Source organism: Pseudomonas moorei (assembly GCF_008801475.1).
Lineage (GTDB): Bacteria > Pseudomonadota > Gammaproteobacteria > Pseudomonadales > Pseudomonadaceae > Aquipseudomonas > Aquipseudomonas moorei.
On record NZ_VZPP01000002.1, the window covers coordinates 216,772 to 240,865 of the forward strand.

General features: G+C 59.9%; 19 protein-coding genes. 6 read left to right on the plus strand and 13 right to left on the minus strand.

Going from position 1 to position 24,094, the window contains the following annotated elements; all coding sequences use genetic code 11:
* Positions 1–7: 7 nt before the first annotated feature.
* The 6 genes from ssuD to F7R06_RS03980 all read right to left on the minus strand — a co-directional run bounded on the left by ssuD (position 8) and on the right by F7R06_RS03980 (position 7,278).
* Entirely contained in the window at positions 8–1,156 is a 1,149-nt protein-coding gene (gene ssuD / locus F7R06_RS03955) for an FMNH2-dependent alkanesulfonate monooxygenase (protein ID WP_007939251.1), read from the minus strand.
* Between the two features lie 25 nt (positions 1,157–1,181).
* Positions 1,182–2,147, minus strand: coding sequence for a sulfonate ABC transporter substrate-binding protein (locus F7R06_RS03960; protein ID WP_090326344.1), 966 nt, complete (start codon positions 2,145–2,147; stop codon positions 1,182–1,184).
* A 90-nt stretch (positions 2,148–2,237) separates the two neighbouring features.
* The gene (gene ssuE / locus F7R06_RS03965) at positions 2,238–2,831 is read right to left on the minus strand and encodes an NADPH-dependent FMN reductase (RefSeq protein ID WP_090326347.1); all 594 of its coding nucleotides are present in this window, start codon (positions 2,829–2,831) and stop codon (positions 2,238–2,240) included.
* Positions 2,832–3,152: 321 nt separating this feature from the next.
* Positions 3,153–3,791, minus strand: coding sequence for a peroxiredoxin (locus F7R06_RS03970; protein WP_090326351.1), 639 nt, complete (start codon positions 3,789–3,791; stop codon positions 3,153–3,155).
* A 367-nt stretch (positions 3,792–4,158) separates the two neighbouring features.
* The gene (locus tag F7R06_RS03975) at positions 4,159–5,526 is read right to left on the minus strand and encodes an OprD family porin (RefSeq protein ID WP_090326354.1); all 1,368 of its coding nucleotides are present in this window, start codon (positions 5,524–5,526) and stop codon (positions 4,159–4,161) included.
* 414 nt (positions 5,527–5,940) lie between these two features.
* The gene (locus F7R06_RS03980; RefSeq protein WP_090326356.1) at positions 5,941–7,278 is read right to left on the minus strand and encodes an OprD family outer membrane porin; all 1,338 of its coding nucleotides are present in this window, start codon (positions 7,276–7,278) and stop codon (positions 5,941–5,943) included.
* Positions 7,279–7,641: 363 nt separating this feature from the next.
* Between F7R06_RS03980 and tauA the strand changes: the two genes are divergently transcribed.
* Positions 7,642–8,631 carry a taurine ABC transporter substrate-binding protein gene (gene tauA / locus F7R06_RS03985; RefSeq protein ID WP_090326359.1) on the plus strand — a complete coding sequence of 330 codons (990 nt, stop codon included), beginning with the start codon at positions 7,642–7,644 and terminating at the stop codon, positions 8,629–8,631.
* 107 nt (positions 8,632–8,738) lie between these two features.
* On the opposite strand, the gene argA is transcribed toward tauA, so the two are convergent.
* On the minus strand, positions 8,739–10,037 hold the full coding sequence (gene argA / locus F7R06_RS03990; protein ID WP_090326363.1) for an amino-acid N-acetyltransferase: 1,299 nt from the start codon (positions 10,035–10,037) through the stop codon (positions 8,739–8,741).
* Positions 10,038–10,283: 246 nt separating this feature from the next.
* Entirely contained in the window at positions 10,284–11,444 is a 1,161-nt protein-coding gene (argE, locus tag F7R06_RS03995) for an acetylornithine deacetylase (protein WP_090326366.1), read from the minus strand.
* A 156-nt stretch (positions 11,445–11,600) separates the two neighbouring features.
* Here argE and F7R06_RS04000 point away from each other — a divergent pair, with 156 nt between their 5' ends.
* Entirely contained in the window at positions 11,601–12,968 is a 1,368-nt protein-coding gene (locus F7R06_RS04000; protein ID WP_090326367.1) for a CYTH domain-containing protein, read from the plus strand.
* Between the two features lie 97 nt (positions 12,969–13,065).
* Here F7R06_RS04000 and F7R06_RS04005 read toward each other — a convergent pair whose 3' ends face one another.
* The gene (locus F7R06_RS04005) at positions 13,066–13,530 is read right to left on the minus strand and encodes an Lrp/AsnC family transcriptional regulator (protein WP_090326370.1); all 465 of its coding nucleotides are present in this window, start codon (positions 13,528–13,530) and stop codon (positions 13,066–13,068) included.
* Positions 13,531–13,655: 125 nt separating this feature from the next.
* On the opposite strand from F7R06_RS04005, the gene F7R06_RS04010 reads away from it, so the two are divergent.
* From F7R06_RS04010 to F7R06_RS04020, 3 genes are all read left to right on the plus strand, one after another.
* Positions 13,656–13,994: a hypothetical protein gene (locus F7R06_RS04010; RefSeq protein ID WP_090326373.1), complete on the plus strand. Its 339-nt coding sequence runs from the start codon at positions 13,656–13,658 to the stop codon at positions 13,992–13,994.
* Between the two features lie 90 nt (positions 13,995–14,084).
* Positions 14,085–15,869, plus strand: a complete 1,785-nt coding sequence (gene tfpB, locus F7R06_RS04015; RefSeq protein WP_090326376.1) for a type IV pilus assembly ATPase TfpB — start codon at positions 14,085–14,087, stop codon at positions 15,867–15,869.
* Positions 15,870–15,940: 71 nt separating this feature from the next.
* Positions 15,941–16,258, plus strand: coding sequence for a DUF2388 domain-containing protein (locus F7R06_RS04020; RefSeq protein ID WP_010466645.1), 318 nt, complete (start codon positions 15,941–15,943; stop codon positions 16,256–16,258).
* A gap of 164 nt (positions 16,259–16,422) precedes the next feature.
* On the opposite strand, the gene gcvP is transcribed toward F7R06_RS04020, so the two are convergent.
* Positions 16,423–19,296 (minus strand): aminomethyl-transferring glycine dehydrogenase, encoded by a 2,874-nt coding sequence (gcvP, locus tag F7R06_RS04025; protein WP_090326380.1) that lies wholly within the window; start codon positions 19,294–19,296, stop codon positions 16,423–16,425.
* Positions 19,297–19,450: 154 nt separating this feature from the next.
* Here gcvP and F7R06_RS04030 point away from each other — a divergent pair, with 154 nt between their 5' ends.
* Positions 19,451–20,590, plus strand: a complete 1,140-nt coding sequence (locus tag F7R06_RS04030) for a DegT/DnrJ/EryC1/StrS family aminotransferase (protein WP_090326383.1) — start codon at positions 19,451–19,453, stop codon at positions 20,588–20,590.
* A gap of 46 nt (positions 20,591–20,636) precedes the next feature.
* On the opposite strand, the gene gcvH is transcribed toward F7R06_RS04030, so the two are convergent.
* The 3 genes from gcvH to F7R06_RS04045 all read right to left on the minus strand — a co-directional run bounded on the left by gcvH (position 20,637) and on the right by F7R06_RS04045 (position 23,923).
* Positions 20,637–21,020 (minus strand): glycine cleavage system protein GcvH, encoded by a 384-nt coding sequence (gcvH, locus tag F7R06_RS04035; protein WP_090326385.1) that lies wholly within the window; start codon positions 21,018–21,020, stop codon positions 20,637–20,639.
* A gap of 47 nt (positions 21,021–21,067) precedes the next feature.
* Positions 21,068–22,150 carry a glycine cleavage system aminomethyltransferase GcvT gene (gene gcvT / locus F7R06_RS04040; protein ID WP_090326388.1) on the minus strand — a complete coding sequence of 361 codons (1,083 nt, stop codon included), beginning with the start codon at positions 22,148–22,150 and terminating at the stop codon, positions 21,068–21,070.
* 156 nt (positions 22,151–22,306) lie between these two features.
* Positions 22,307–23,923, minus strand: coding sequence for an ABC transporter permease (locus F7R06_RS04045; RefSeq protein WP_090326391.1), 1,617 nt, complete (start codon positions 23,921–23,923; stop codon positions 22,307–22,309).
* Positions 23,924–24,094 lie beyond the last annotated feature (171 nt).

Sequence of the window (24,094 nt, forward strand, 5' to 3'; positions counted from 1 at the left end):
GCGCGCCTCAGCTCTGGGACGCGGCTTTGGGAAGAATGTCGTTGGCCACCATCTCGCCGAACGGGCTGACGTAACCGGCGCTTTTCGGCAGCTCTGGACGCTCGATATCGAGGTGCGGGAACAGCAACTCGGCTACGCGATACGACTCTTCCAGGTGTGGATAACCGGAGAAGATGAAGGTGTCGATGCCCAGGTCCGCGTACTCCTTCACGCGAGCGGCCACGGTCGGACCATCGCCCACCAGCGCCGTACCGGCACCGCCGCGAACCAGGCCAACACCGGCCCACAGGTTGGGGCTGACTTCCAGGTTGTCGCGACTGCCACCGTGCAACGCGGCCATGCGCTGCTGGCCGACCGAATCGAAGCGCGCCAGGGAAGCCTGGGCGCGAGCGATGGTGTCGTCGTCCAGATGCGAAATCAGGCGGTCCGCCGCTTGCCAGGCCTCGGCGTTGGTTTCGCGCACGATCACATGCAGGCGAATGCCAAAGCGCACGGTACGGCCGAGTTTCGCGGCTTTGGCGCGTACCTGCTCAATCTTCTCGGCAACGGCGGCGGGTGGTTCGCCCCAGGTCAGCACCATTTCAACCTGCTCTGCCGCCAGGTCCTGCGCCGCTTCCGAGGAGCCGCCGAAGTACAGCGGCGGACGCGGTTGCTGAATCGGCGGATAGAGCAATTTGGCTCCCTTCACGCTGATGTGCTGACCATCGTAATCAACAGTTTCGCCTTCCAGCACGCGGCGCCAGATGCGGGTGAATTCCACCGAAGCCTGATAGCGCTCTTCATGACTGAGGAACAGACCATCGCCGGCCAACTCCTCCGGATCACCGCCCGTCACCAGGTTAAACAGCGCACGTCCGCCGGACAGGCGATCCAGCGTCGCGGCCTGACGCGCGGCCACCGTCGGGGAAATAATCCCGGGGCGCAGGGCGACAAGGAATTTCAAACGCTGGGTCACCGGGATCAGCGACGCCGCCACCAGCCACGAGTCTTCGCAGGAGCGACCGGTGGGAATCAGCACCCCGCCGAAGCCCAGGCGATCCGCCGCTTGCGCGACTTGCTGCAGGTAACCGTGGTCGACGGCGCGAGCGCCTTCGGCGGTGCCAAGGTAATGGCCGTCGCCGTGGGTTGGCAGGAACCAGAAGATATTGAGGCTCATGGAGTGGTCTCCTTGGGGGATCGAATTACTGTGCTTTGGCAACGGCTGCCGGTGGCGTCCAGATCACGTCTTTGATGCTCAACGGCTTGGGAATCAGCTTGAGCTGGTAGAAGCTGTCGGCGATTTTCTGTTGCGCGGCGACCACGTCGGGGGTCAGGAACAATGCGCCGTAGCCCTGGCGTTTCACCGAGGTCAGGGTGATGTCCGCCGGCAGGCCGAGCAGTGGCGACACTTGTTGGGTCACCTCTTGTGGATTGGCTTTGGACCACTCGCCGACGGCGCGCACTTCTTCCACCAGGGTCTTGATCACCTCAGGATTTTTCTGTGCGTAAGGCTTGGTCGCCAGGTAGAACTGATGGTTGTCGACGATGCCTTGGCCATCGCGCAGGGTGCGCGCCTGCAGTTGTTGTTCGGCGGCTGCCTGGTACGGGTCCCAGATGACCCAGGCATCGACGCTGCCACGTTCGAACGCAGCGCGGGCATCGGCCGGCGGCAGGAACACGGTCTGGATGTCGGTGTACTTGAGGCCGGCGTCTTCCAGCGCGCGAACCAGCAGGTAGTGCACGTTGGAGCCTTTGTTCAGGACGACTTTCTTGCCCTTGAGATCCGCCACCGATTTGATCGCCGAGTCCTTCGGTACCAGGATCGCTTCACTGTGAGGGGCTGGGGGTTCGTAGGCGACGTAAAGCAAATCAGCGCCCGCCGCCTGAGCGAACACGGGCGGGGTTTCGCCGGTGACGCCGAAGTCAATGGAACCGACGTTCAGGCCTTCGAGCAGTTGCGGGCCGCCGGGGAATTCAGTCCATTGCACGTCCACGCCTTGGGCGGCGAGGCGTTTTTCCAGAGAGCCTTTGGCTTTGAGCAGCACCAGGGTGCCGTATTTCTGATAGCCGATTCGCAATGTTTCAGCTTGAGCTTGAGTAATGGCGCCGAAGGCTACAGCCGCTGCAAACAGAGCGACCAGACCACGACGCAAAATAACAGGGCGCATGGCGCTCTCCTTTTTTGCAGTTGGGTTTTGGCTGCACCTGCTTGCCCGTTAGCGGGCGAGTAAGGCCAGTACATCAATGTCGGGTGGGGCTTAAATGCTCCAGCGAGCACTCAACAAACGTTCATTCAACAGGTTCGGATCGAGCGGCTTGGGCCGTCGGGCCATGGCGCTGAAAAACAGCTCCAGCGATTCGATCAGTCTTTGCTCCAGCTCCGGCGCCAATTGCGCCAGCGCGCTGCCTTCGCCGTAGGCGATCTGGCTGTCCACCGCGAAAATGCCGTGGAGCATTTCCTGGGCCTTCAAGGCCGACAACACCGGCTTGAGTGCGTAATCCACCGCCAGCATGTGGGCGATGCTGCCCCCGGTTGCCATTGGCAGAACCACCTTGTGACTCAACGCGCGCTCGGGCAGCAAATCCAGTACGGTTTTCAACGCTCCGGAGAACGACGCCTTGTACACCGGTGTGGCGATCAGCAGACCGTCGGCGTTTTCAATCTGTTGCAACAGGTCGATCACCTTCGGGCTGTCGAAGCGTGCATGCAGCAAGTCTTCGGCCGGGAAGTCCCGTACCTGATAACTCACCACTTCCACGCCTTGCTCTTGTAACCAACGCTGGGAGCGGCCCAGCAGCACCCCGGAACGGGAGCGTTGGCTGGGACTGCCACCGAGTGAGACGACCAGCATTCAGACGATTCCTTGAACGGTGGGGGCGATTCGCGGTTTGCGATCTCGCTTCGATGGAGTGACCTTAACAGGTGATTTATATATCCATAAATCATATTTATTCATTTGGTTATGCAATTAAGAGATATATAAATCCATTTCTTCCAGGCGAAAAAAAAGGCCGTCGAAACGGCCTGAAATCCCCTGCTTTGTACTCTGGATTCTGTTGCACCTGTTCGGTCGCCATCGCGAGCAAGCTCGCTCCCACGGGGTTACGCGATCAATTGTGGGAGCGAGCTTGCTCGCGATGGCGACATCAGCCACACCATCAATGTTGGTGACTCACCGATTGGGCTGCGGTGTCAGGCGCAAGTAAGGTTTGACGGCGCGGTAGCCCTTGGGAAAGCGTTGCTTGATTTCGTCTTCATCCTTGAGCGACGGCACAATCACCACCTCATCACCGTCCTGCCAGTTGGCCGGGGTGGCCACCTTGTAGTTGTCGGTGAGTTGCAGCGAGTCGATCACCCGCAGGATTTCATGGAAGTTGCGGCCGGTGCTCGCCGGGTAGGTGATGGTCAACCGGACCTTTTTATTCGGGTCGATCACGAACAGCGAGCGCACCGTGAGGGTGTCGTTGGCGTTGGGGTGGATCAGGTCGTACAGGTCCGAGACCTTGCGGTCGGCATCGTCGAGGATCGGAAAGGTGACCACCGTGTTCTGGGTTTCGTTGATGTCTTCGATCCACTTGTGATGCGAATCCACCGGGTCGACGGACAGCGCAATGGTCTTGACCCCACGCTTGTCGAACTCATCCTTGAGCCTGGCCGTGAATCCCAGTTCGGTGGTGCACACCGGCGTGAAGTCCGCCGGATGGGAAAACAGCACACCCCAGCTGTCGCCCAGCCACTGGTGGAACCGGATGGTGCCGGCACTTGAATCCTGTTCGAAATCGGGGGCGATATCGCCGAGTCTGAGGCTCATGGTGCTGCTCCTTGTGAGTGCTTGATGAGCTCAACTGTGCCTGCGTTTTTTATCTATTAAAAAGAATAAATATCGATTTATTTATATCCATAAGTAATATTAAAGATCTGTTCACTGGACGTGCCTGCCCATCCCGCCGAACATCGCCACCGAGGTTCGAGAAGGCCTTGAGTTGCTGCAAAAAAGGGGAGTTTCAAGGCGGGTTTGCGGGGGTGAGCCCGCCTTGAAAACGCAAAAGCCCCGCCCGGCGAGATGCCGGGCGGGGCTTTTTTTTGGTTGGTCACGGCTTACTCCCGAAGGCGTGCGTCATTCAGCACGTTTGTGGCTGAGACGACACCTTCGCGAGCAGGCTCGCTCCCACTCGCTGTTACAACAGCGGGATCGAGTAGCTGACGATCAGGCGGTTTTCGTCCTGCGAGCGGGTGCTCGGCAGATCGGTGCGCCAGGTGGCGTTTTTCCACGCCACGCCCAGGTTCTTCAGTGCGCCCGACTGGACCACATAACCAACGCTCAGGTCACGCTCCCACTCCGTAGCGCCGTTAGCCGCTTCGCCACCGCGTGCGTTAACGGTGTCGATGTTATCGCCATGCAGGTAAACCACACCCGCCGTCAGGCCAGGCACGCCGACGGTGGCGAAGTCATACGAGTAACGGGCTTGCCAGGTGCGCTCGCCGGCACGGCTGAACTTCTGGATTTGCGAGTCGGTGATGGTGTAGTTCGACGAACCGTCGCCCTGGTTCAGCCAAGGGAAGTCACTGCTGCCGTTGCTGACCTGGTAACCGCCACCGAAGGTGTGACCGGCAACGCTGTACAGGAACAGGCCGCTGTAGAGGTTGTTGTCGACCTTGCCTTTACCGTTAGCCACGCCGCTGTAGTTGCCAGAGCTGTAGTAAAGCGGATCGCTGCCGTTGGCACCGTCGTCCGAGCTATGGAAATAACGGAAGTCAGACTTCAACACGCCCGGGCCGATGGCCCAGTTGTGCACCAGACCCAGGAAGTGTTGTTTGTAGAAGTCTTCCAGGTTGCCGTAGTAGTACGAAGCGGTCAGGTCTTTGGTGATTTTGTAGTCAGCGCCGCCGTAGTAGAACTTGTTGACGAATTCACCAGCGTCATAGTTCGAGCTGCCGTTGGCACCCGCGATGGACAAGCCTTCATTGTTGCTGGAGTTACGGCCTTTGGCGTGCTCGATTTGCCCAGCGGTCAGGGTCAGGTCCTTGATCTCGTTCGAGGTGATCGCGCCGCCCTGGAAGGTTTGTGGCAACAGACGACCATCGTTGTATTTGATGACCGGGTTGTTGGGTTGCAGGGTGCCGATTTTCAGCTCGGTCTGGGAGATCCTGGCCTTGCCGGTCACGCCCAGGCTGGCGAAATCATTCACAGCTTCGTTGCCATCGCTAGGGAAAACGGTACCGCCCGAAGCCGTGCCGGTGTAGTTACCGTGCTCTGCACGGCTGGAGTCCAGACGCACGCCGTACAGGCCGATTGCATCAACACCGAACTGGACAGTGCCCTGGGTGTAACCGGAGATGAAGCGCAGATCGAAGCCCTGGCCCCATTCGGCGTTCTTGTTACGGGTGTTGGACGTCGCCGATGGCTGGCCATCGCGGTTGTCGGTGTTGATGTAGAAGTTACGCAGACCCAGGGTGGCCTTGCTGTCTTCGATGAAACCGGCGGCGCTTGCCTGCTGCGCCAAAACCCCTACGGCCACAGCCAGGGCCAAGGTGGACTTGTTCATTGTTTCGCTCCTATTGATTCTAATTTTTCTGTTGCTGGTCCTGGGTCGTACGCCCTGGATCCGCAGACGCGCCAATCGCGTCAACCGCTCTAAATCGGGGTTTTCATTGCTACAGGATACCTCGACATAAACCTTAAAAGAATTACCCAATTACTTTTAATGCCATTTGGCTATATACATCCGCAGCACGAAACCGAGGTATCGGCTGACAGGCCAATTCCTTGATGGTTGGTTTGTCGAGGGGTGAAATCGCCAAATCCGAGACGCATGGCGAGTCGGATGCGCCTACTTTATGCGCTTGGAGAAAAAGCTAAAAAGAATAAAAAATCATCATGTGCATTGTTTATGGAATATAAAACGCAGCGCAAAAAAAAAACCTCGCCGATGGGCGAGGTTTTCTTTGGGTGGCGCGTATTACAGGAAGCTGTAGGTGTAGTTGAAGATCAGACGGGTCTGGTCCTGGTCAGGGTTGGTGTTGCCACGATAAGCACCGTGACGCAGCGTCGTGCCAAACCCTTTCAGTGGACCCGTTTGAATCACGTAGTCTACGCGCAGGTCAGTTTCCCGCTCGTTCAGATCATCACCCACGCCGGACTTAGCCTTGATGTCCCGGCCATACAAGTACGCAGCCGAAGCTTTCAAGCCTGGCACACCCAATGACGCGAAGTCATAGGAGTACTGACCGTAGCTGGTGTTTTCACCGGCACGGATGAAGCTGCCCACGGTGGCGTCGGTGAATGAGTAGAAGCTGGAGCCACCGGCACCTTCTGGACGACCGTTACTATCGATCAAGCTTCCCTGGTTCAAGAAAACGAAGCCGCCGTCATCATTGACACGCTGATGGCCAAGCAGGAACGCACTGCCCCCCAGGGTGTAGGTGAACGTCGCGCTCCAGGTCTTGTTATCGACCTCGTTTATGTTCTTGGCATAACCACCGTTGTTGTTGAAGAAGTAGCCAGGATCGCCGTTCTTGCCATCGGAACTGCTGTCGAAATAACGAAGATCAGTCTTGAACGACTGGTTCGCCGCGATCGGGTAGACGTGCACCAGGCCGAGGAAGTTCTGCTTGTAGTAGTCTTCCAGGTTCGCATAGTAGTACTGCAGCAACAGGTCTTTGGTGACCTTCCAGTCAGCACCGGCGTAACGGAACTTGTTGCTGTCCTGGGTACCGCCAGCCACTGCCATGCCCGTGTCGTTGGAGGAAGCGCGACCCGACGCGTGCTCCAGTTGACCCAGGTTGAAGGTCACGTTGTCGATTTCCTTCGAGGAGATGGTGCCACCTTCGAAGGTCTGCGGCAGCAGACGGCTGTCGTTCGCAATCAGGATCGGCAGGTTAGGTGCCAGGCCGCCACCCAAGTGGGCCTCAGTCTTGGAGAAACGCGCCTTGACGTTGGCATCCAGACGGCTCCACTCGTCGGCAGACCTGTCGCCGTCGCTTGGGAAGAAGGAGTTGCTGTTACCCAGCGGGTGGTGACCCCTGCCGCCATCCAGGTGGATGCCGACCAGCGCCTGAGCATCGATACCGAAACCAACTGTTCCCTGAGTGAAGCCGGACAGGTAATCGAACTTCAGACCCTCAGCAGTTTCTCGCTGACGGTTCGCAGCAGTGCTGGCGCCTTCACGGACATCGGCGTCGTAATACATGGTCCGGGAACTGACGGAAGCCTTGCTGTCTTCCAGGAAACCTGCTGCGCCTGCCTGCTGCGCCAAAACCCCAACCGCCACGGCCAATGCCAAGGTGGACTTGTTCATTGTTTAGCTCCTCTCGTTTCTAATTCTTGTGTTCCTGGCTCAGAGTCGATGCCCCGATTCCTAAGATGCGCGATTAGCGCCGTACCGTGACCCACAAGTCAATCGTAACCATGTGTGTCTACGACCATAGTCTAATGCCCGTTTTTTTGGTCCCTGCAGGTCATGAAACTGTCACAAACCTGAAAAGAATAGACCAATTCTTTTCTCATACCTTTTAGGAATTTAACTCACCGCCGCGCACTACCCCAGCCTAGAGCGGTCGACTCATAAGCTAATTCCTAAATGGTATTTATTGGTCGTTTTTTAGATCATTTAGCGTTGACTCACTTCGGAAACAATTCCTTTACGCAAAGGCCGCCCCCCATGCGATTCAAGCGCGAACTATCCAGACCAATTGTTACAGTTTGTGTGTTGCTGGCACATTCTTTTTCCACTTATGCGGCAAATCTCACAGTGGGCTACCAGACTGGAATCGACCCGAGCAAAGTCCCCCAGGCCGACGGCATTTACGAAAAAACCATCGGCGAGAAAATCGACTGGCGTCGTTTCAATAGCGGTCCGGAAGTCGTCACCGCGATTGCCTCCGGCGATGTGCAGATCGGCAATCTGGGTTCCAGCCCACTGGCTGCGGCAGCCTCGCGCAAGCTTCCGATCGTCGCGTTCATTGTGTCCGCCCAGATCAATGCGGCCGAAGCCCTGGTGGTGCGCGACGGCAGCGGCATCAACAAACCGGAAGATCTGATCGGCAAAACCATCGCGACGCCGTTCGTCTCGACCTCCCACTACAGCCTGCTGGGTGCACTGAAGCACTGGGGCCTGGACATCTCGAAAGTCAAAGTGGTGAACCTGCAACCGGCGGAAATCGCCGCGGCCTGGAAACGTGGAGACATCGATGGGGCGTTCGTCTGGTCGCCGGCCCTGGGTGAAATTCGCAAGACTGGCAAGACCTTGACGGATGCCGCACAGGTCGGCCAATGGGGAGCTCCCACCTTCGAAGTGTGGGTGGCGCGCAAGGACTACGCCGAGAAGCATCCGGAAGTGGTCGCCAGGTTCGCCAAGGTCACCCTGGACTCTTTTGCCGACTATGCCGCGCACAAGGACAGCTGGACCGCTGACTCACTACCCGTGCAAAAAATCGCCAAACTGACCGGTGCCAACGCCGCTGACGTGCCGGAACTGCTGGCCGGCTCCGACTTCCCGGACGCCAAGGCGCAAAAGACCAGCGCACTGCTGGACGGCGGCACGGCGAAGGCGATTGGTGAGACCGCGAAATTCTTGAAGGAACAAGGGAAGGTTGAAACGGTGCTGCCGGATTATTCGCCGTATGTGAGCGCGAAGTTCGTCACCGAGTAATTGCTGAAGGCGGCTGCGCGGCCCATCGCGAGCAGGCTCGCCCACAGGTTCTGCGAACGACACAGAACCTTGTGGGAGCGAGCCTGCTCGCGATAGGACCACCACGGTCAAAGGGTCTTTTCGAAGATCTTCGAATTACGCTGATAGTTGTACAGCGACGCCCGCGCCGACGGCAGGCGCTCGACGCTGCTGGGCTCGAAACCACGCTCGCGGAACCAGTGCGCGGTGCGGGTCGTCAGGACGAACAGTGTCTTGAGCCCTTGCGCCCGTGCACGGGTTTCGATGCGCTCCAGCAGCTCATCCCCACGACCGCCATGACGGTACTCAGGGTTAACGGCCAGGCAGGCCAGCTCACCGGCATCGGAATCGGCAATCTGATACAGCGCCGCGCAGGCGATGATCATGCCTTCACGCTCGACCACACTGAACTGCTCGATCTCGCGCTCCAGCACCTCGCGGGAACGCCGCACCAGAATCCCCTGCTCTTCCAGCGGACTGATCAAGTCCAGCAGACCACCGACGTCTTCAATGGCCGCTTCGCGCACCACTTCAAATTGTTCCTGGGCGACCAGCGTGCCGCCACCGTCGCGGGTGAACAGTTCGGTCAGCAGAGCGCCATCCTCGGCATAGCTGACGATATGACTGCGTGCCACGCCGCCACGGCAGGCTTCTGCGGCGGCATCCAGCAGTTCCGCCTGATAATTGCTGCCCAGACGCTGCAAATGCGCCGGCACCTGTTGCGGACGCAATTCACGAACCAGACGGCCATGCTCATCGATCAAGCCAAGGTCTGCGCCAAACAGCAGCAGTTTGTCCGCGCCCAGATCAATGGCCGCGCGGGTGGCGACGTCTTCACAGGCGAGGTTGAAAATTTCACCGGTCGGCGAGTAGCCCAATGGCGACAGCAGCACGATGGAGCGCTCGTCCAGCAGGCGATTGATGCCCTTGCGGTCGACCCGGCGTACTTCGCCGGTGTGGTGATAGTCGACGCCTTCGAGCACGCCGATCGGTCGGGCCGTAACGAGGTTGCCGCTGGCCACGCGCAAGCGTGAGCCCTGCATCGGCGAGGAAGCCATGTCCATCGACAGCCGCGCTTCGATGGCGATGCGCAACTGGCCGACGGCATCGATCACGCACTCAAGCGTTGCCGCGTCGGTGATGCGCATGCCGTGATGGTAATGCGGGGTCAGGCCGCGAGCGGCGAGACGCGCTTCGATTTGCGGACGCGAACCGTGAACCAGCACCAGTCGTACGCCCAGGCTGTGCAACAGCACCAGGTCGTGGACGATATTGCCGAAGTTGGGATGCTCAACGCCGTCGCCGGGCAGCATGACGACGAAGGTGCAATCGCGGTGGGCGTTGATGTATGGCGAAGCGTGACGAAGCCAATTGACGTATTCGGGCATGAACCTGGGCCTGTAATAAATAGCAGCCGAAAAAAAGGGCGAAACAGAAAACGCACAGCGGGCTGATGGTTATCGTCGGAACAGGCTTGGCGACACGCGCGCTCTCCTCATGAATACGGGGTTGGGTACCGGCAATTTAACCGCAAACACCTGTAGGAGCGAGCTTGCTCGCGATGGTGGTAGAGCTACCGCGTTGCTCCAGGCAGCTCTCGTCATCGTTGACGTCCATCGCGAGCAGGCTCGCTCCTACAGGGGGTTGTTTGCCGGTGTCAGGCAGTAATGTTCAATCAACTGACGTAATAGATGCACCGTAGGCTGCAAACGTGACATTTCGAGGTATTCCCCCGGCTGGTGGGCGCAGGCGATATCGCCCGGGCCGAGCACCAGTGTCTCGCAGCCAAGTTGCTGAAGATAAGGCGCTTCGGTGCCGAACGCCACTGCTTCGGCCGTATGACCGGTGAGCTTTTCGGCGATCCGCACCAGTTCCGCGTCTTCGGCCTGTTCGAACGGCGGCACTTCGGGGAACAGTGGTGCGTAATCGATCTTGACCTGATGCCGTTCGGCAATCGGGTTGAGCTTCTGCAAAATCGCCGCGCGCAGGGCTTTGGGGTCCATGCCCGGCAATGGCCGCAGGTCGAACTCCAGCGAACATTGCCCGCAAATACGGTTGGGGTTATCGCCACCATGAATACAGCCGAAATTCATCGTCGGCATCGGCACGCTGAATTGTGGATTGCGAAATTCACGCTGCCACAACAGACGCAGTCCCCGCAGTTCGCCAATGGCATCGTGCATGGCTTCGAGGGCGCTGTGCCCCAGGCGTGGGTCGGAGGAGTGGCCGCTCTGCCCGAGAATGTCGATGCGCTCCATCATGACGCCTTTGTGCATGCGAATCGGCTTGAGCCCGGTCGGCTCGCCGATCACCGCCGCTCGCCCCAACAGCCGTCCGGCTTGTGCGAGGGCGCGTGCGCCAGACATCGAACTCTCTTCATCGCAGGTGGCCAGGATCAGCAGCGGCTGCTTGAACGGCTGATCGAGCAGCGGTTTGACCGCCTCGATGGCCAGGGCGAAAAAGCCCTTCATGTCACAACTGCCCAGGCCGACCCAGCGACCGTCGACTTCGGTCAGCTTCAGCGGGTCGGTCTGCCACAGCGCGCCATCGAACGGCACGGTGTCACTGTGGCCGGCCAGCACCAGACCGCCAGGACCGGAGCCGAAACTGGCCAACAGGTTGAATTTACCGGGACTGACCTGCTGGATGTCGCAGGCGAAACCCAGGTCGCCGAGCCAGGCGGCCAGCAGGTCGATCACCGGGCGATTGGATTGATCGAGATTCGCCTGGGTGCAACTGACCGACGGTGCAGCGATCAATGCAGCGAACTGATCTTTCATGGACGGCAAAGGCATCGCTGGCTCCCACTCGCGGATTGAAGTCCATCATAGAACCATCCGGCGACAGGAATAAACCGTCGCAGGGCGGAGCAAGGACGACTCCTGTACACTGCACGACCTTGGCAGCCACACATTCCCCCGGCTGCGCTCCCGATCCTGGATTTTCCGGCCATGCAGAAAGAAACCGAAATCAAACTCCGCGTCAGCCGCGAAACCCTCGCTGCTCTGCGCGAGCACCCGCTACTGAAAAAACGCAACAAAAGTGGCTGGGACCGCCGTGAGTTGATGAACCAGTACTTCGACACGCCCGAGCGCGATCTGGCCCGCGCCAAGGTCGCCCTGCGCCTGCGCAAGGATGGCGAAGAAGTCATTCAAACGCTCAAGACCCGTGGCCAGAGCGTCGCCGGTCTGTCCGAGCGCAATGAGTACGACTGGCACCTGCCCAAAGCCAAGCTCGACGTGAAGAAGCTCGACGGTGAATGCTGGCCCGAAGCCCTGGCTGAATTGGACAAGAAAACCCTGAAGCCGATTTTCACCACTGATTTTGTCCGCGAACGCGCCGAAATCGCCTGGGGCCGCGGCAAGACCAAAGTGGTCATCGAAGCCGCGCTGGACCTGGGCCACGTGGTGGTGGGCAAACAGAAAGAAGAAATCTGCGAGCTGGAACTGGAATTGCGCGAAGGCGAACCGGCCGCGTTGCTGGAACTGGCCGCCGAGCTGGCCGCGACCCTGGCCCTGATGCCCTGCGACATCAGCAAGGCCGAACGCGGCTATCGCCTGTACGACGCCAACAGTTATTCGTTGAGCCTGCCGGCACCGCAGATCACCGCCGAAACGCCGCTGGACGACGCCTTCGCCGCCCTGAGCTGGCACTTGCTGGGCAGCAGCCAGCGTCTGGCCGAACAATATCGCTTCAATGGCCACTGGCGCCTGCTGCAGGACTGGGTGGAAAACCTCGCCGAATTGCGCGCGCTGGTCAGCAGCCTCGGCCAGGCTGCGCCGCGTCAATCGACCCACGACCTGCGCGTCGCGCTTGATGCCCTGCTCGAAGACTGGCGTCCGCTGGTCCAGGCCGGCCTGGATGACGAAGATGTACGCAAAGCCGCGCCGGAGCAGTTCCTTGAAGAACTCGAAGACCCGCGCTGGGGCCTGTTCTCCCTGAACACCTCGCGCTGGTTGCTCGCTCGCACCTGGGCCGCCGACCGCAATACCCGCGGCAATCGCCAGGGCGCCGCGCAACTGGGCAGCTGGTTGCCACGCCTGCTGGGCGAAGAAGCCAACTCGCTGCAATTGCAGCGTTACCAGCAGCAACCGGAAGACCTGGCCGAGCAACTGCCGCGTATTGAACGCATCCAGGCCTGGCTACACCACGCGCGTCACGTGCTGGACATCCCGGAAATGGATCGCCTGTATGGCGAGCTGAACAAGCTGGCGCAACTGGCCAACGAACCGATCACCGACGAAACCCTGGATGCGCGCAAGCAGCAGGCGATTGCGGTTTATCAGAATCGTGCCTGGAAGATGCTTCTGCGCCTGTAATACCGCCATCGCGGGCAAGCCCGCTCCCACAGGTTCAGTGCAATACCTGTGGGAGCGAGCCTGCTCGCGATAAGGCCAGCACAGTCACCACAACACTTCAGACCGGTAAACTGGTGGTCGACTTGATCTCCGACAACGCCACAACCGAATTGACCTCCTGAATCCCCGGCACCAGCGATAGTTTCTCGAAGAAAAATCGCTCATACGCCTCGATGTCTGCCGCGACGATCCGCAGCATGAAATCCACCGCTCCCATCAATACATAACACTCCAGCACTTCGGGAAAGCCGCGAATGGCTTCGGTGAACTCGGTGAAATTCGAGCGTCCGTGGGCGTTGAGTTTGACCTGCGCGAAAATCTGCGTGTTGAGCCCGATTTTCTTGCGGTCGAGCAACGTCACCTGACCCCGAATGATCCCCTCCTCTTTCATCCGCTGAATCCGCCGCCAGCACGGTGACTGCGACAGCCCCACCTGTTCGGCAATCTGCGCACTGGAGAGCGAAGCGTCCTCTTGCAGCAACGCGAGAATCCTGCGGTCGTAGCTATCCAGTTCGCTCTGCATAAAAAAACCCTTGATTAGCGAATTTATGAATTAAACGATTCGGCTTAGCCGCCATACGCCCCATCATAGATAAGAAATACCCGGCCACGAATGTAAAAATTTCTCCAGTGATTTGGAGATCGACCATGCCGTATCTGGAAGCCGTGAACACCCCGCCCACCCGCGCCGATGTCTGGAACGTCAGCAACACGCTCTGCCGCGTTCGCTATCAGTTGCTGGCCGAAGCCGAGCCGGACCTGCTTTGCCGCGCATTGAACCTGTTCGCCCTGCAGTTTCTGACGCCGGAACAGGTGAACGTGCAGCGCCAGGACGACCTGATGGACATCCATGTAATCGTCGACGGGTTGACCTGGCACCGTGCCCAGGTGATTGCGGAAAAACTGCGTAACCTGATCAGCATCTGCTCGGTCGATCTGCAATCGGCGGATTCTGCCTGGGGCGAAACGGCTCAGGCGACAGGCTGAAAGAAGTCGATACGGCTTGGTCGGGTAGTGGCCCAGCGGTCGGCAGGGTCACGACTATCCTTTGCGAACTGTCGTTCACAAGGAGCCCGCATGTCCGTTCAACTCGCCCTTCAGGACCGCTGGCTGGATCTCAGTGATTTGCTGCGTGAACTGGTCGCCCAGGGCTTTATCAACCAGGATTCGGCCGAACACGCGCTCAACGCCCGCCGCCGCCATGTCGCCAATGGCCAGATGCACCCCCTGGAGTTCATCGCCAGCCAACAGCTGGAGGACCTCAGCCGACCCGGCAAACACCTCGACCTCGAAAGCCTGACGCTGTGGCTGTCGCAGCAGGCTGGCCAGCCTTACTTGCGCATCGATCCGCTGAAGATCAACGTCGCCGCCATCACGCCCTTGATGTCCTACGCCTTCGCCCAACGCCACAAGATTCTGGCGGTGTCCATCGATCGCGACGCTGTGACCGTGGCCAGCGCACAACCCTACGTCAAAGGCTGGGAAGCCGACCTGACCCATGTGCTGAAGCTGCCCATTAAACGTGTGGTGGCCAATCCGGTGGATATCCAGCGCTTCAGCGTGGAGTTCTTTCGCCTGGCCAAGTCGGTCAGCGGCGCGAATAACGCCGATCAGCCATTCAACACCCTGGGCAATTTCGAACAGCTGCTCAATCTCGGCGCCAGCGACCAGGAGCCGGACGCCAACGACGCGCACATCGTCAACATTGTCGACTGGCTGTTCCAGTACGCTTTCCAGCAACGTGCCAGCGATATCCACATCGAGCCCCGACGCGAACAGGGCACGGTGCGTTTTCGCATCGACGGCGTGCTGCACAACGTCTACCAATTCCCGCCACAGGTCACCATGGCCATCGTCAGCCGCCTGAAAAGCCTGGGCCGGATGAACGTTGCGGAGAAACGCAAACCCCAGGACGGCCGGGTGAAGACCAAGACCCCGGAGGGTGGCGAAGTCGAGTTGCGGCTATCGACACTGCCGACAGCCTTCGGCGAAAAAATGGTCATGCGGATCTTCGACCCGGAGGTGCTGCTCAAGGACTTCGATCAGCTCGGGTTTTCAGCCGACGATCTGCGGCGCTGGCACGACATGACGCGCCAGCCCAACGGCATCATTCTGGTCACCGGGCCAACGGGGTCCGGCAAGACCACCACGCTCTACACCACGCTGAAAAAACTGGCGACGCCGCAGGTCAACCTCTGCACCATCGAGGACCCGATCGAAATGGTCGAGCCGGCGTTCAATCAGATGCAGGTCCAGCACAACATCGACCTGAGCTTCGCCGCCGGCGTGCGCGCACTGATGCGACAAGACCCGGACATCATCATGATCGGCGAGATTCGCGACCTCGAAACCGCGGAAATGGCCATTCAGGCGGCCCTCACCGGGCACCTTGTGCTGTCGACCCTGCACACCAATGACGCGCCCGGCGCCATCAGTCGCCTGCTGGAACTTGGCGTACCGCATTATTTGATCAAGGCCACGCTACTGGGGGTCATGGCCCAGCGACTGGTGCGCACCTTGTGCCCGCACTGCAAGGCTCCGCAAGACCTGAGTGAAGAGGATTGGCAGACCCTGACCCGCCCCTGGCAAGCGCCGCTCCCCACCCATGCGCAACGCGCCATCGGCTGCCTGGAATGCCGCGACACCGGCTATCACGGCCGCGCCGGGGTCTACGAAATCATGCAACTGACTGATGGTCTCAAGGCGCTGATCAACCCGGACACGGACTTGCTCGCCGTGCGGCGTCAGGCCTTTAAGGAAGGCATGCGCAGTCTGCGATTGTCCGGTGCGCAGAAAGTGGCGGCCGGTGTGACGACCATCGAGGAGGTGCTGCGAGTGACGCCACAGAGTGAGCAAAAGTAGATTGGCCGCAGTGGAACTCGATTGGGGGAATCGCTATCAAACACCGGAGTTAACCCTGTGGAGTCACTTTTATGCGTCTGAAACTTGCTGTCGCAACCATCGCCCTGCTGTCCCTGCCTGTCGGTTCGGCGATGGCCGATAGCTTTTGGCGTAACGTCATTTCCTCCGGTGCCACCACCGGTTCGACCTACCTGACGTTCAAGGATCACAAGCTGATCGTCGCCGCCCAGGACGATGCCGGCAGCTTCGTCGCCAGCGACGGCGGCATCCGCGGCCCATACCTGGAAGCCGCCATGCAGAAAGTCCGCGCCGACAACCCGGGCCTGCAGGCGACAGACATGGAACTGGCGAATGCGATCCTGGCGAAGAATGCCGTGGCGTCGGAATAAGCCTTCAAGTTGAATAAAAATGCCGCTCAAATGGAGCGGCATTTTTATGGCCAACACAAATCCCCTTGTAGGAGCTGGCTTGCCATCGATGGTGGGTCAGCCAAATTGATGTCGACTGACACTCCATCGCTGGCAAGCCAGCTCCTACATGGGATGCGTGTTTATCAGCGGTACTCATCCACCGGCACACACGCACAAAACAGATTTCGGTCGCCGTAGACATTGTCCACCCGATTCACCACCGGCCAATACTTGTGGGCCTTGGTGTGAGCGTCCGGCGTAACGGCCTGCTCGATGCTGTAAGGCCGCTCCCAGACACCGGTGATATCGGCCAGGGTATGCGGCGCACGTTTCAGCGGGTTGTCCTCGCCCGGCCAGTTGCCGTTCTGCACCTCGGTAATTTCCGCGCGAATGCTCAGCATCGCGCCGATAAAGCGGTCCAGTTCTGCCTTCGATTCACTTTCGGTGGGTTCGACCATCAAGGTCCCAGGCACCGGGAACGACATGGTTGGCGCATGGAAGCCATAGTCCATCAGGCGCTTGGCCACATCCTCTTCGCTGATACCGGTCAGCGCCTTGAGGGGGCGCAGGTCGAGAATGCACTCGTGGGCTACCCGCTCGTTGCGCCCGGTGTAGAGCACCGGGAACGCCCCGGACAGGTGTTGCGCCAGGTAATTCGCGGCAAGGATCGCCACTTCACTGGCGTCCGCCAGTTGCGGCCCCATCATGGCGATGTACATCCAGCTGATCGGCAGAATGCTCGCGCTGCCCCAGGGGGCAGCACTGACGGCACCATTCTGCGCCAGCGGCCCGTCGATCGGCACCACCGGGTGATTGGCAACGAAGGGTGCCAGGTGTGCGCGCACGCCAATCGGACCCATGCCCGGACCGCCGCCGCCGTGGGGGATGCAGAAGGTTTTGTGCAGGTTCATGTGCGATACATCCGCACCAATGTCCGCCGGACGCGCAAGCCCGACCTGGGCATTGAGGTTGGCACCGTCCATGTAGACCTGACCGCCATGGCTGTGGATCACCTCACAGATCTCGCTGATGCCTTCCTCGTACACCCCATGGGTCGAAGGATAAGTCGCCATCAGGCAGGCGAGTTTGTCCCCGGCCTGCGCAGCCTTGTCTTTCAAGTCCTCCAGATCGACGTTGCCCGCCTCATCGCATTCGACAATCACCACGCGCATCCCGGCCATCTGCGCTGAAGCCGGGTTGGTGCCGTGGGCGGAGGACGGGATCAGGCAGATGTCCCGGGTACCCTGATGCCGGCTCTCGTGGTATTTGCGAATGGCCAGCAACCCGGCGTACTCGCCCTGGGCACCGGAGTTGGGTTGCATGCAGATCGCATCGAAACCGGTGATCGCGCACAGCCAACGCTCCAGCTCTTCGATCATCAGCGCATAACCGGCAGCCTGCTCTTTCGGTGCGAACGGATGCAGATTGGCGAATTGCGGCCAGGTAATCGGGATCATCTCGCTGGTGGCATTGAGCTTCATGGTGCAGGAGCCCAACGGGATCATCGATTGATTGAGCGCCAGGTCCTTGTTTTCCAGCTGCTTGAGGTAACGCAGCATCTCGGTTTCGCTGTGATGGGCGTTGAATACCGGATGGCGCAGATAAGGCGAGGTACGCGCCAGGGCCCCGGGAATGCCGGGGCTCAGGGTTTCGGCGTCCAGTTCTTCAACCTTGAGCCCATGATCGGCGCCCAGGAACACATCGAACAGTTTCGCCACCGTGGCTTCGCCACAGGTTTCGTCCAGGCTCACACCCAATCGCCCGCGCCCCAGAATGCGCACATTGATCTGCGCAGCCTGGGCGCTTTCAATGATCGCGGTCTGGGTGCCGCCGACGTCCAGGGTCAGGGTGTCGAAGAAGTGTTCATTGACGCGGATCAGGCCCTTGCGCTCAAGGCCGGCGGCGAGGATGCAGGTCAGGCGATGCACGCGCTGGGCGATCCGCTTCAACCCTTCAGGGCCATGATAGACCGCGTAGAAACTGGCGATATTGGCCAGCAGTACCTGGGCCGTGCAGATGTTCGAGTTGGCCTTCTCCCGGCGGATATGTTGCTCACGGGTCTGCAGCGCCATGCGCAGGGCCACATTGCCACGCGCGTCTTTCGACACGCCGATGATCCGCCCGGGTATCGCACGTTTGTATTCGTCGCGGCTGGCAAAAAACGCTGCGTGAGGCCCGCCGTAGCCCATCGGTACGCCGAAACGCTGGGAGGAGCCGAACACCACGTCCGCGCCCAACTCCCCCGGAGGGGTCAGTAACAACAGACTCAACAGATCGGCGGCGACACACGCCAATGCCTGCTGGGCATGCAGGTGATCGATCAAGGGCCGCAGATCGCGAATCTCGCCGTGAGTGTCGGGATATTGCAGCAGTGCACCGAACACCTGGTGCTGTTTCAGGTTATCCACAGGGCCGATGACCAGCTCGAACCCAAAGCCTTCGGCACGGGTCTGCACCACGGATATCGTCTGCGGATGGCAATTTTCGTCGACGAAGAAAATATTGCTTTTGGATTTGGCCACCCGCTTGGCCAAGGCCATGGCTTCCGCCGCCGCTGTGGCTTCGTCGAGCAACGAGGCATTGGCCAGCTCAAGGCCCGTGAGGTCGATGGTCAGTTGCTGGAAATTCAACAACGCTTCGAGACGTCCCTGGGCAATTTCCGGCTGATAGGGTGTGTACGCGGTGTACCAGCCGGGATTTTCCAGCACGTTGCGCAGAATGACAGCGGGTGTGAGCGTGCCGTGATAGCCCATGCCGATCAGGCTGGTCCAGACCTGGTTCTGCTCGGCGTAGCCCCGCAACTTGGCCAAGGCGGCTTCTTCATCGAGGGCCGGCGGCAGGTCAAGCGCCCGGTTCAGACGAATGCCCGGCGGCACCGTTTGCTCGATCAACTCGACCCGGCTGCCGAGACCGAGGCTGTCGAGCATCGCCTGTTGCTCGGCGGCATCGGGCCCCAGGTGACGGCGAAGGAAGGCATTGGGATCGCGTAACTGGCTCAGGGACGGCAACTGGGACATGACGGGCTCTCTCTGGACTGGCGCTCAGCGTCGATGCAACACGGTCAAACCAGCATAGCAGCCGCTGCCGACACCGAGAGCATGGCGCTGCCGGGCATTACGGATCATCATGTCCGTCGCTTACCCAATACTTGCTGATGAGGTGCCTTCATTTATGAGCCAACTGCCTTTCCTGCCCTTCTCCAAACCCACTATCGACGAAGCCACCATCGCCGCCGTCGGCGAGGTCCTGCGTTCGGGCTGGATTACCAGCGGCCCCAAGGTTCAGGCCTTTGAAGCGCAACTGTCGGAATATTTTGGCGGACGCCCGGTGCGCACGTTCAATTCCGGCACCTGCACCATGGAAATCGCCTTGCGCATCGCCGGCATCGGACCGGGTGACGAAGTGATCACCACTCCGATTTCCTGGGTCGCCACCGCCAACGTTATTCTGGAAGTTGGCGCCACACCGGTGTTTGCCGACATCGACCCGGTGACCCGCAACATCGATCTGGATCAGCTGGAAGCCGCGATCACCCCGCGCACCAAAGCCATCATCCCGGTGTATCTGGCCGGGCTGCCCGTGGACATGACTCGCTTGTACGCACTGGCTCACAAGCATGGCCTGCGGATCATCGAAGACGCGGCACAAGCGTTGGGCTCAAGCTGGAACGGCCAGCGCATTGGCTCGACCGGCGATTTCGTTTCCTTCAGCTTTCAGGCAAACAAGAACGTCACCTCGTCGGAGGGCGGCTGCCTGGTGCTGAACAATGCCGAAGAAGTGAAGCTGGCGGAAAAGTACCGTCTGCAAGGCGTTACGCGCAGCGGCTTTGATGGCCTGGACGTCGATGTGCTGGGCGGCAAGTTCAACATGACCGATGTCGCCGCGGCCATCGGCCTGGGGCAATTTGCTCATCTCGAAGCGATCACCGCTCATCGGCGTGAACTGGCCAAACACTACTTCGCCTGCTTTGGCGAAGATTTTGAAGCGCAATACGGGGCGCAACTCCCCCCGGCGGACTTCGAAAACAGCAACTGGCATTTGTTCCAGCTGGTATTGCCTGAGCGTCAGGATGGCAAACCGGCCCGAGCCACCTTCATGGAACAGATGCAGGCATTGGGTATCGGTATCGGCTATCACTACCCGCCGATTCACTTGCTGAGTCTTTACCGCGAGCGCGGTTTCAAGGAGGGGATGTTCCCGACAGCCGAACGGGTGGGACGCTTGATTGTTTCGCTGCCGATGTTTACCGCGATGACCAAAGCGGACGTCGAGCGTTCGGTGGCAGCGGTCAAAGCCGTACTGAAGCCTTGAGTCCAACCTTGCAGGAGCCGGCTTGCCGGCTCCTGCGGGGCGGGTCTTACTCGCCGATGGCGGCCTTGTAACCCGCCGCGTCGAGCAGCTTGTCCAGGTCAGCGGCGTTGCTTGGCTTGAGTTTGAAGATCCACGCGCCGTACGGGTCGGAGTTCAACAGCTCTGGCGAGCCGCTCAGCTCTTCGTTGATCGCGATCACTTCACCGGCAACCGGGGAGTAGATGTCGGACGCTGCTTTTACCGATTCCACCACACCGGATTGATCACCGGCTGCAAAGGTTTTTCCGACTTCGGTCAGCTCGACAAACACCACATCACCCAGCGCTTCCTGCGCGTGATCGCTGATGCCCACGGTGACGGTGCCATCGGCTTCCAGGCGTGCCCATTCGTGACTTTCGGCAAAACGCAGGTCGGCAGGGATATCGCTCATGTTCTGTATCCTCGGGAATTGTCGGCGGTCAATGCCGCCAGAATAGGTTAAATCAAGGTTTTGCCATGGCGTACGAAGGTCGGTTTGACCACTCGGACCGGGTACCACTTGCCACGGATTTCCACTTCTGCGCGGTCGGCAGTTGCCATTGGCACGCGCGCCAGTGCAATCGACTTGCTAAGCGTAGGAGAGAAACTACCACTGGTGATCTCCCCTTCGCCAACATCAGCGATGCGGACCACTTGATGAGCGCGTAATACCCCACGCTCCTCGAGGACCAGCCCGACCAGCCGATGCTGTATACCGCCGGCCTGTTCAGCCTCCAGGGCCGCACGACCGATGAACTGGCGGGTGGCCGGTTCCCAGGCAATGCTCCAGGCCATGTTGGAGACCAGCGGTGAAACATCCTGGCCGATGTCCTGCCCGTACAGATTCATGCCGGCCTCAACCCGCAAGGTATCCCGTGCGCCAAGGCCGATCGGGGAAATGCCCGCCCCGACCAGATCGTTGAAGAATCCCGGTGCCTGATTGGCTGGCAGAATGATTTCCAGGCCGTCTTCACCTGTGTAGCCTGTGCGCGCGATGAACCAGTCCCCATCGGGTTGGCCTTCGAAAGGCTTGAGGAGCTGGATGAGATTGCCACGGGACTGGGTGACCAGTTCGCCTACTTTTTGCCTGGCGTGGGGGCCTTGGATGGCCAGCATCGCCAGCTCCGAGCGCTCATTGAGCTGCACGTCAAAGCCGTCGAGATGAGCCTGCATCCACGCCAGATCCTGATTGCGGGTCGAGGCGTTGACTACCAGGCGATAACCGTCGTCGAGGCGATAAACGATCATGTCGTCGACGATGCCACCTTGCTCGTTGAGCATGGCGCTGTACAAGGCACGGCCAGAGCTGTGCAAACGTTCGACGTCATTGGTCAGCAGATGCTGAAGCCAGGCCTTGGCCTGGGACCCGCCGACATCGATCACGGTCATGTGGGATACATCGAACACACCGCAATCGCGGCGCACCTGATGGTGTTCCTCGACCTGCGATCCGTAATGCAAAGGCATATCCCAACCGCCAAAATCGACCATCTTCGCGCCGAGGGCGAGATGAAGGTCATACAGAGGCGTACGCTGTCCCATGGGTTTCTCCTTCCGGGCGTGGCGAAGGTGCGGTTGAATGTCTATTCGGGTGAAAGCCTTGAAATAAAGGGCCTCCAGCCGATTTTCACTACCGTGTCTGTCAGACGGACCGCACCGAATGCCGCGCATTGTAGCTGCAAGGTGGAGGACTGACACCTAGCTGTTTCGATGTGCTGAACGTCGGATCAATCCGATGACCGGTAGCAGCCCGACCAATACCAGGGTCAACGCCGGCAAAGAGGCCCTCGCCCACTCACCCTCGCTGGTCATTTCAAAGATCCGAACCGCCAGCGTATCCCAGCCAAACGGACGCATCAGCAGGGTCGCGGGCATTTCCTTGAGCACGTCGACAAAGACCAGCAGTGCGGCGCTCAACGAGCCGGGCAACAGCAACGGCAGATACACTTTGAAAAACAGTCGTGGGCCACTGACGCCAAGGCTACGGGCCGCTTCGGGCAAAGAAGGCCGTATACGCGCCAGACTGCTTTCCAGGGGCCCATAGGCCACGGCAATGAAGCGCACCAGATATGCCAGCAACAACGCCGACAGACTGCCCAACAAAAAAGGTCTGCCGGCCCCACCGAGCCAACCGGAGAGCGGAATCACCAGCTCGCGATCCAGGTAACTGAACGCCAGCATGATCGACACCGCCAGCACCGAGCCGGGCAAGGCGTAGCCCAGATTGGCCAGACTGACTCCGGCACGGATCCCTGGCGTGGGTGCCAGGCGCCTGGCGAATGCCAACACCAGAGCGACACTGACCGTGATCAGCGCGGCCATCGCGCCCAGGTACAGGGTGTGGACGATCAGTCCGGCGTACCGCTCATCCAGATCGAAGCGTCCACGCTGCCAGAACCACACCAGCAATTGCAGCATCGGAATGACAAAGGCACAGGCAAAGACCAGGCCGCACCAGCTCATGGCCAGCAGCGCTTTGAACCCCCGCAGGTGATACAAGGCCTTGACCCTTGGCCGCTCATTACTCGCCCGGTTGGCACCCCGTGCGCGACGCTCGCCGTACAGCACCACCATCACCACCAACAGCAACAGGCTGGCCAGTTGCGTGGCGGTGGAGAGACTGAAAAACCCGTACCAGGTCTTGTAGATCGCGGTAGTAAAGGTGTCGAAGTTGAACACCGACACCGCGCCGAAATCCGCCAGGGTTTCCATCAACGCCAATGCCACGCCCGCGCCGATGGCCGGTCGCGCCATGGGCAAGGCCACCCGCCAGAAAGCCTGCCATGGCGATTGCCCGAGGACGCGCGCCGCTTCCATCAAACCCTTGCCCTGAACCAGGAACGCGGTACGTGCCAGCAGATAAACGTAGGGATAAAAGACCAGCACCAGAACCAGAATCACCCCGCCCGTGGAACGCACCCGAGGCAAGCGCATGCCCGTTCCGAACCATTCGCGCAGCAGGGTTTGCACAGGGCCGGCGAAATCCAGCAAGCCGACGAAAACGAAGGCCAGCACATAGGCCGGTATCGCAAACGGCAGCATCAATGCCCAGTCCAGCCAACGCCGGCCGGGGAATTCGCACAGGCTGGTGAGCCAGGCCAGGCTCACGCCCAGCAACGTGACGCCAACACCGACGCCGAGCACCAGCATCAGCGTGTTGCCCAGCAAGCGTGACATCTGCGTGTCCCACAGATGGGACCAGATTGGCTGATCGATGGTTTGCCAGGAAAGCAGCAAAACGCTCAGGGGCAGTAGGACCAGCGCAGCAATGGCGAAGACCAGCGGGTACCAGCGGCGTTGGGCGGGGTGGGCCAAGGAAAAACTCTCTAACGGATGAGATAGATACAACAGCAGCTCCCCTGCTGGAGCTGGCTATCCAGTGAACCGGTCAGCACGGTTGTCAGGTACACCGCCTTCGCTGGCAAGCCGGCTCCTACAGGGCCAAGGCGCTTGGCCCATAGACAAAACGCCCCGCATTGGCGGGCG

Bases quoted from the DNA above. Each gene is read 5' to 3' on its own strand.
- F7R06_RS03960 (WP_090326344.1), bottom strand. From the start codon at position 2,147: ATGCGCCCTGTTATTTTGCGTCGTGGTCTGGTCGCTCTGTTTGCAGCG.
- gcvH (WP_090326385.1), bottom strand. From the start codon at position 21,020: ATGAGCGATATCCCTGCCGACCTGCGTTTTGCCGAAAGTCACGAATGG.
- F7R06_RS04010 (WP_090326373.1), top strand. From the start codon at position 13,656: ATGCCGTATCTGGAAGCCGTGAACACCCCGCCCACCCGCGCCGATGTC.
- ssuE (WP_090326347.1), bottom strand. From the start codon at position 2,831: ATGCTGGTCGTCTCACTCGGTGGCAGTCCCAGCCAACGCTCCCGTTCC.
- F7R06_RS04000 (WP_090326367.1), top strand. From the start codon at position 11,601: ATGCAGAAAGAAACCGAAATCAAACTCCGCGTCAGCCGCGAAACCCTC.
- F7R06_RS03970 (WP_090326351.1), bottom strand. From the start codon at position 3,791: ATGAGCCTCAGACTCGGCGATATCGCCCCCGATTTCGAACAGGATTCA.
- gcvP (WP_090326380.1), bottom strand. From the start codon at position 19,296: ATGTCCCAGTTGCCGTCCCTGAGCCAGTTACGCGATCCCAATGCCTTC.
- argE (WP_090326366.1), bottom strand. From the start codon at position 11,444: ATGCCTTTGCCGTCCATGAAAGATCAGTTCGCTGCATTGATCGCTGCA.
- gcvT (WP_090326388.1), bottom strand. From the start codon at position 22,150: ATGGGACAGCGTACGCCTCTGTATGACCTTCATCTCGCCCTCGGCGCG.
- F7R06_RS04030 (WP_090326383.1), top strand. From the start codon at position 19,451: ATGAGCCAACTGCCTTTCCTGCCCTTCTCCAAACCCACTATCGACGAA.
- F7R06_RS04020 (WP_010466645.1), top strand. From the start codon at position 15,941: ATGCGTCTGAAACTTGCTGTCGCAACCATCGCCCTGCTGTCCCTGCCT.
- F7R06_RS04005 (WP_090326370.1), bottom strand. From the start codon at position 13,530: ATGCAGAGCGAACTGGATAGCTACGACCGCAGGATTCTCGCGTTGCTG.
- tauA (WP_090326359.1), top strand. From the start codon at position 7,642: ATGCGATTCAAGCGCGAACTATCCAGACCAATTGTTACAGTTTGTGTG.
- F7R06_RS03975 (WP_090326354.1), bottom strand. From the start codon at position 5,526: ATGAACAAGTCCACCTTGGCCCTGGCTGTGGCCGTAGGGGTTTTGGCG.
- F7R06_RS03980 (WP_090326356.1), bottom strand. From the start codon at position 7,278: ATGAACAAGTCCACCTTGGCATTGGCCGTGGCGGTTGGGGTTTTGGCG.
- argA (WP_090326363.1), bottom strand. From the start codon at position 10,037: ATGCCCGAATACGTCAATTGGCTTCGTCACGCTTCGCCATACATCAAC.
- tfpB (WP_090326376.1), top strand. From the start codon at position 14,085: ATGTCCGTTCAACTCGCCCTTCAGGACCGCTGGCTGGATCTCAGTGAT.
- ssuD (WP_007939251.1), bottom strand. From the start codon at position 1,156: ATGAGCCTCAATATCTTCTGGTTCCTGCCAACCCACGGCGACGGCCAT.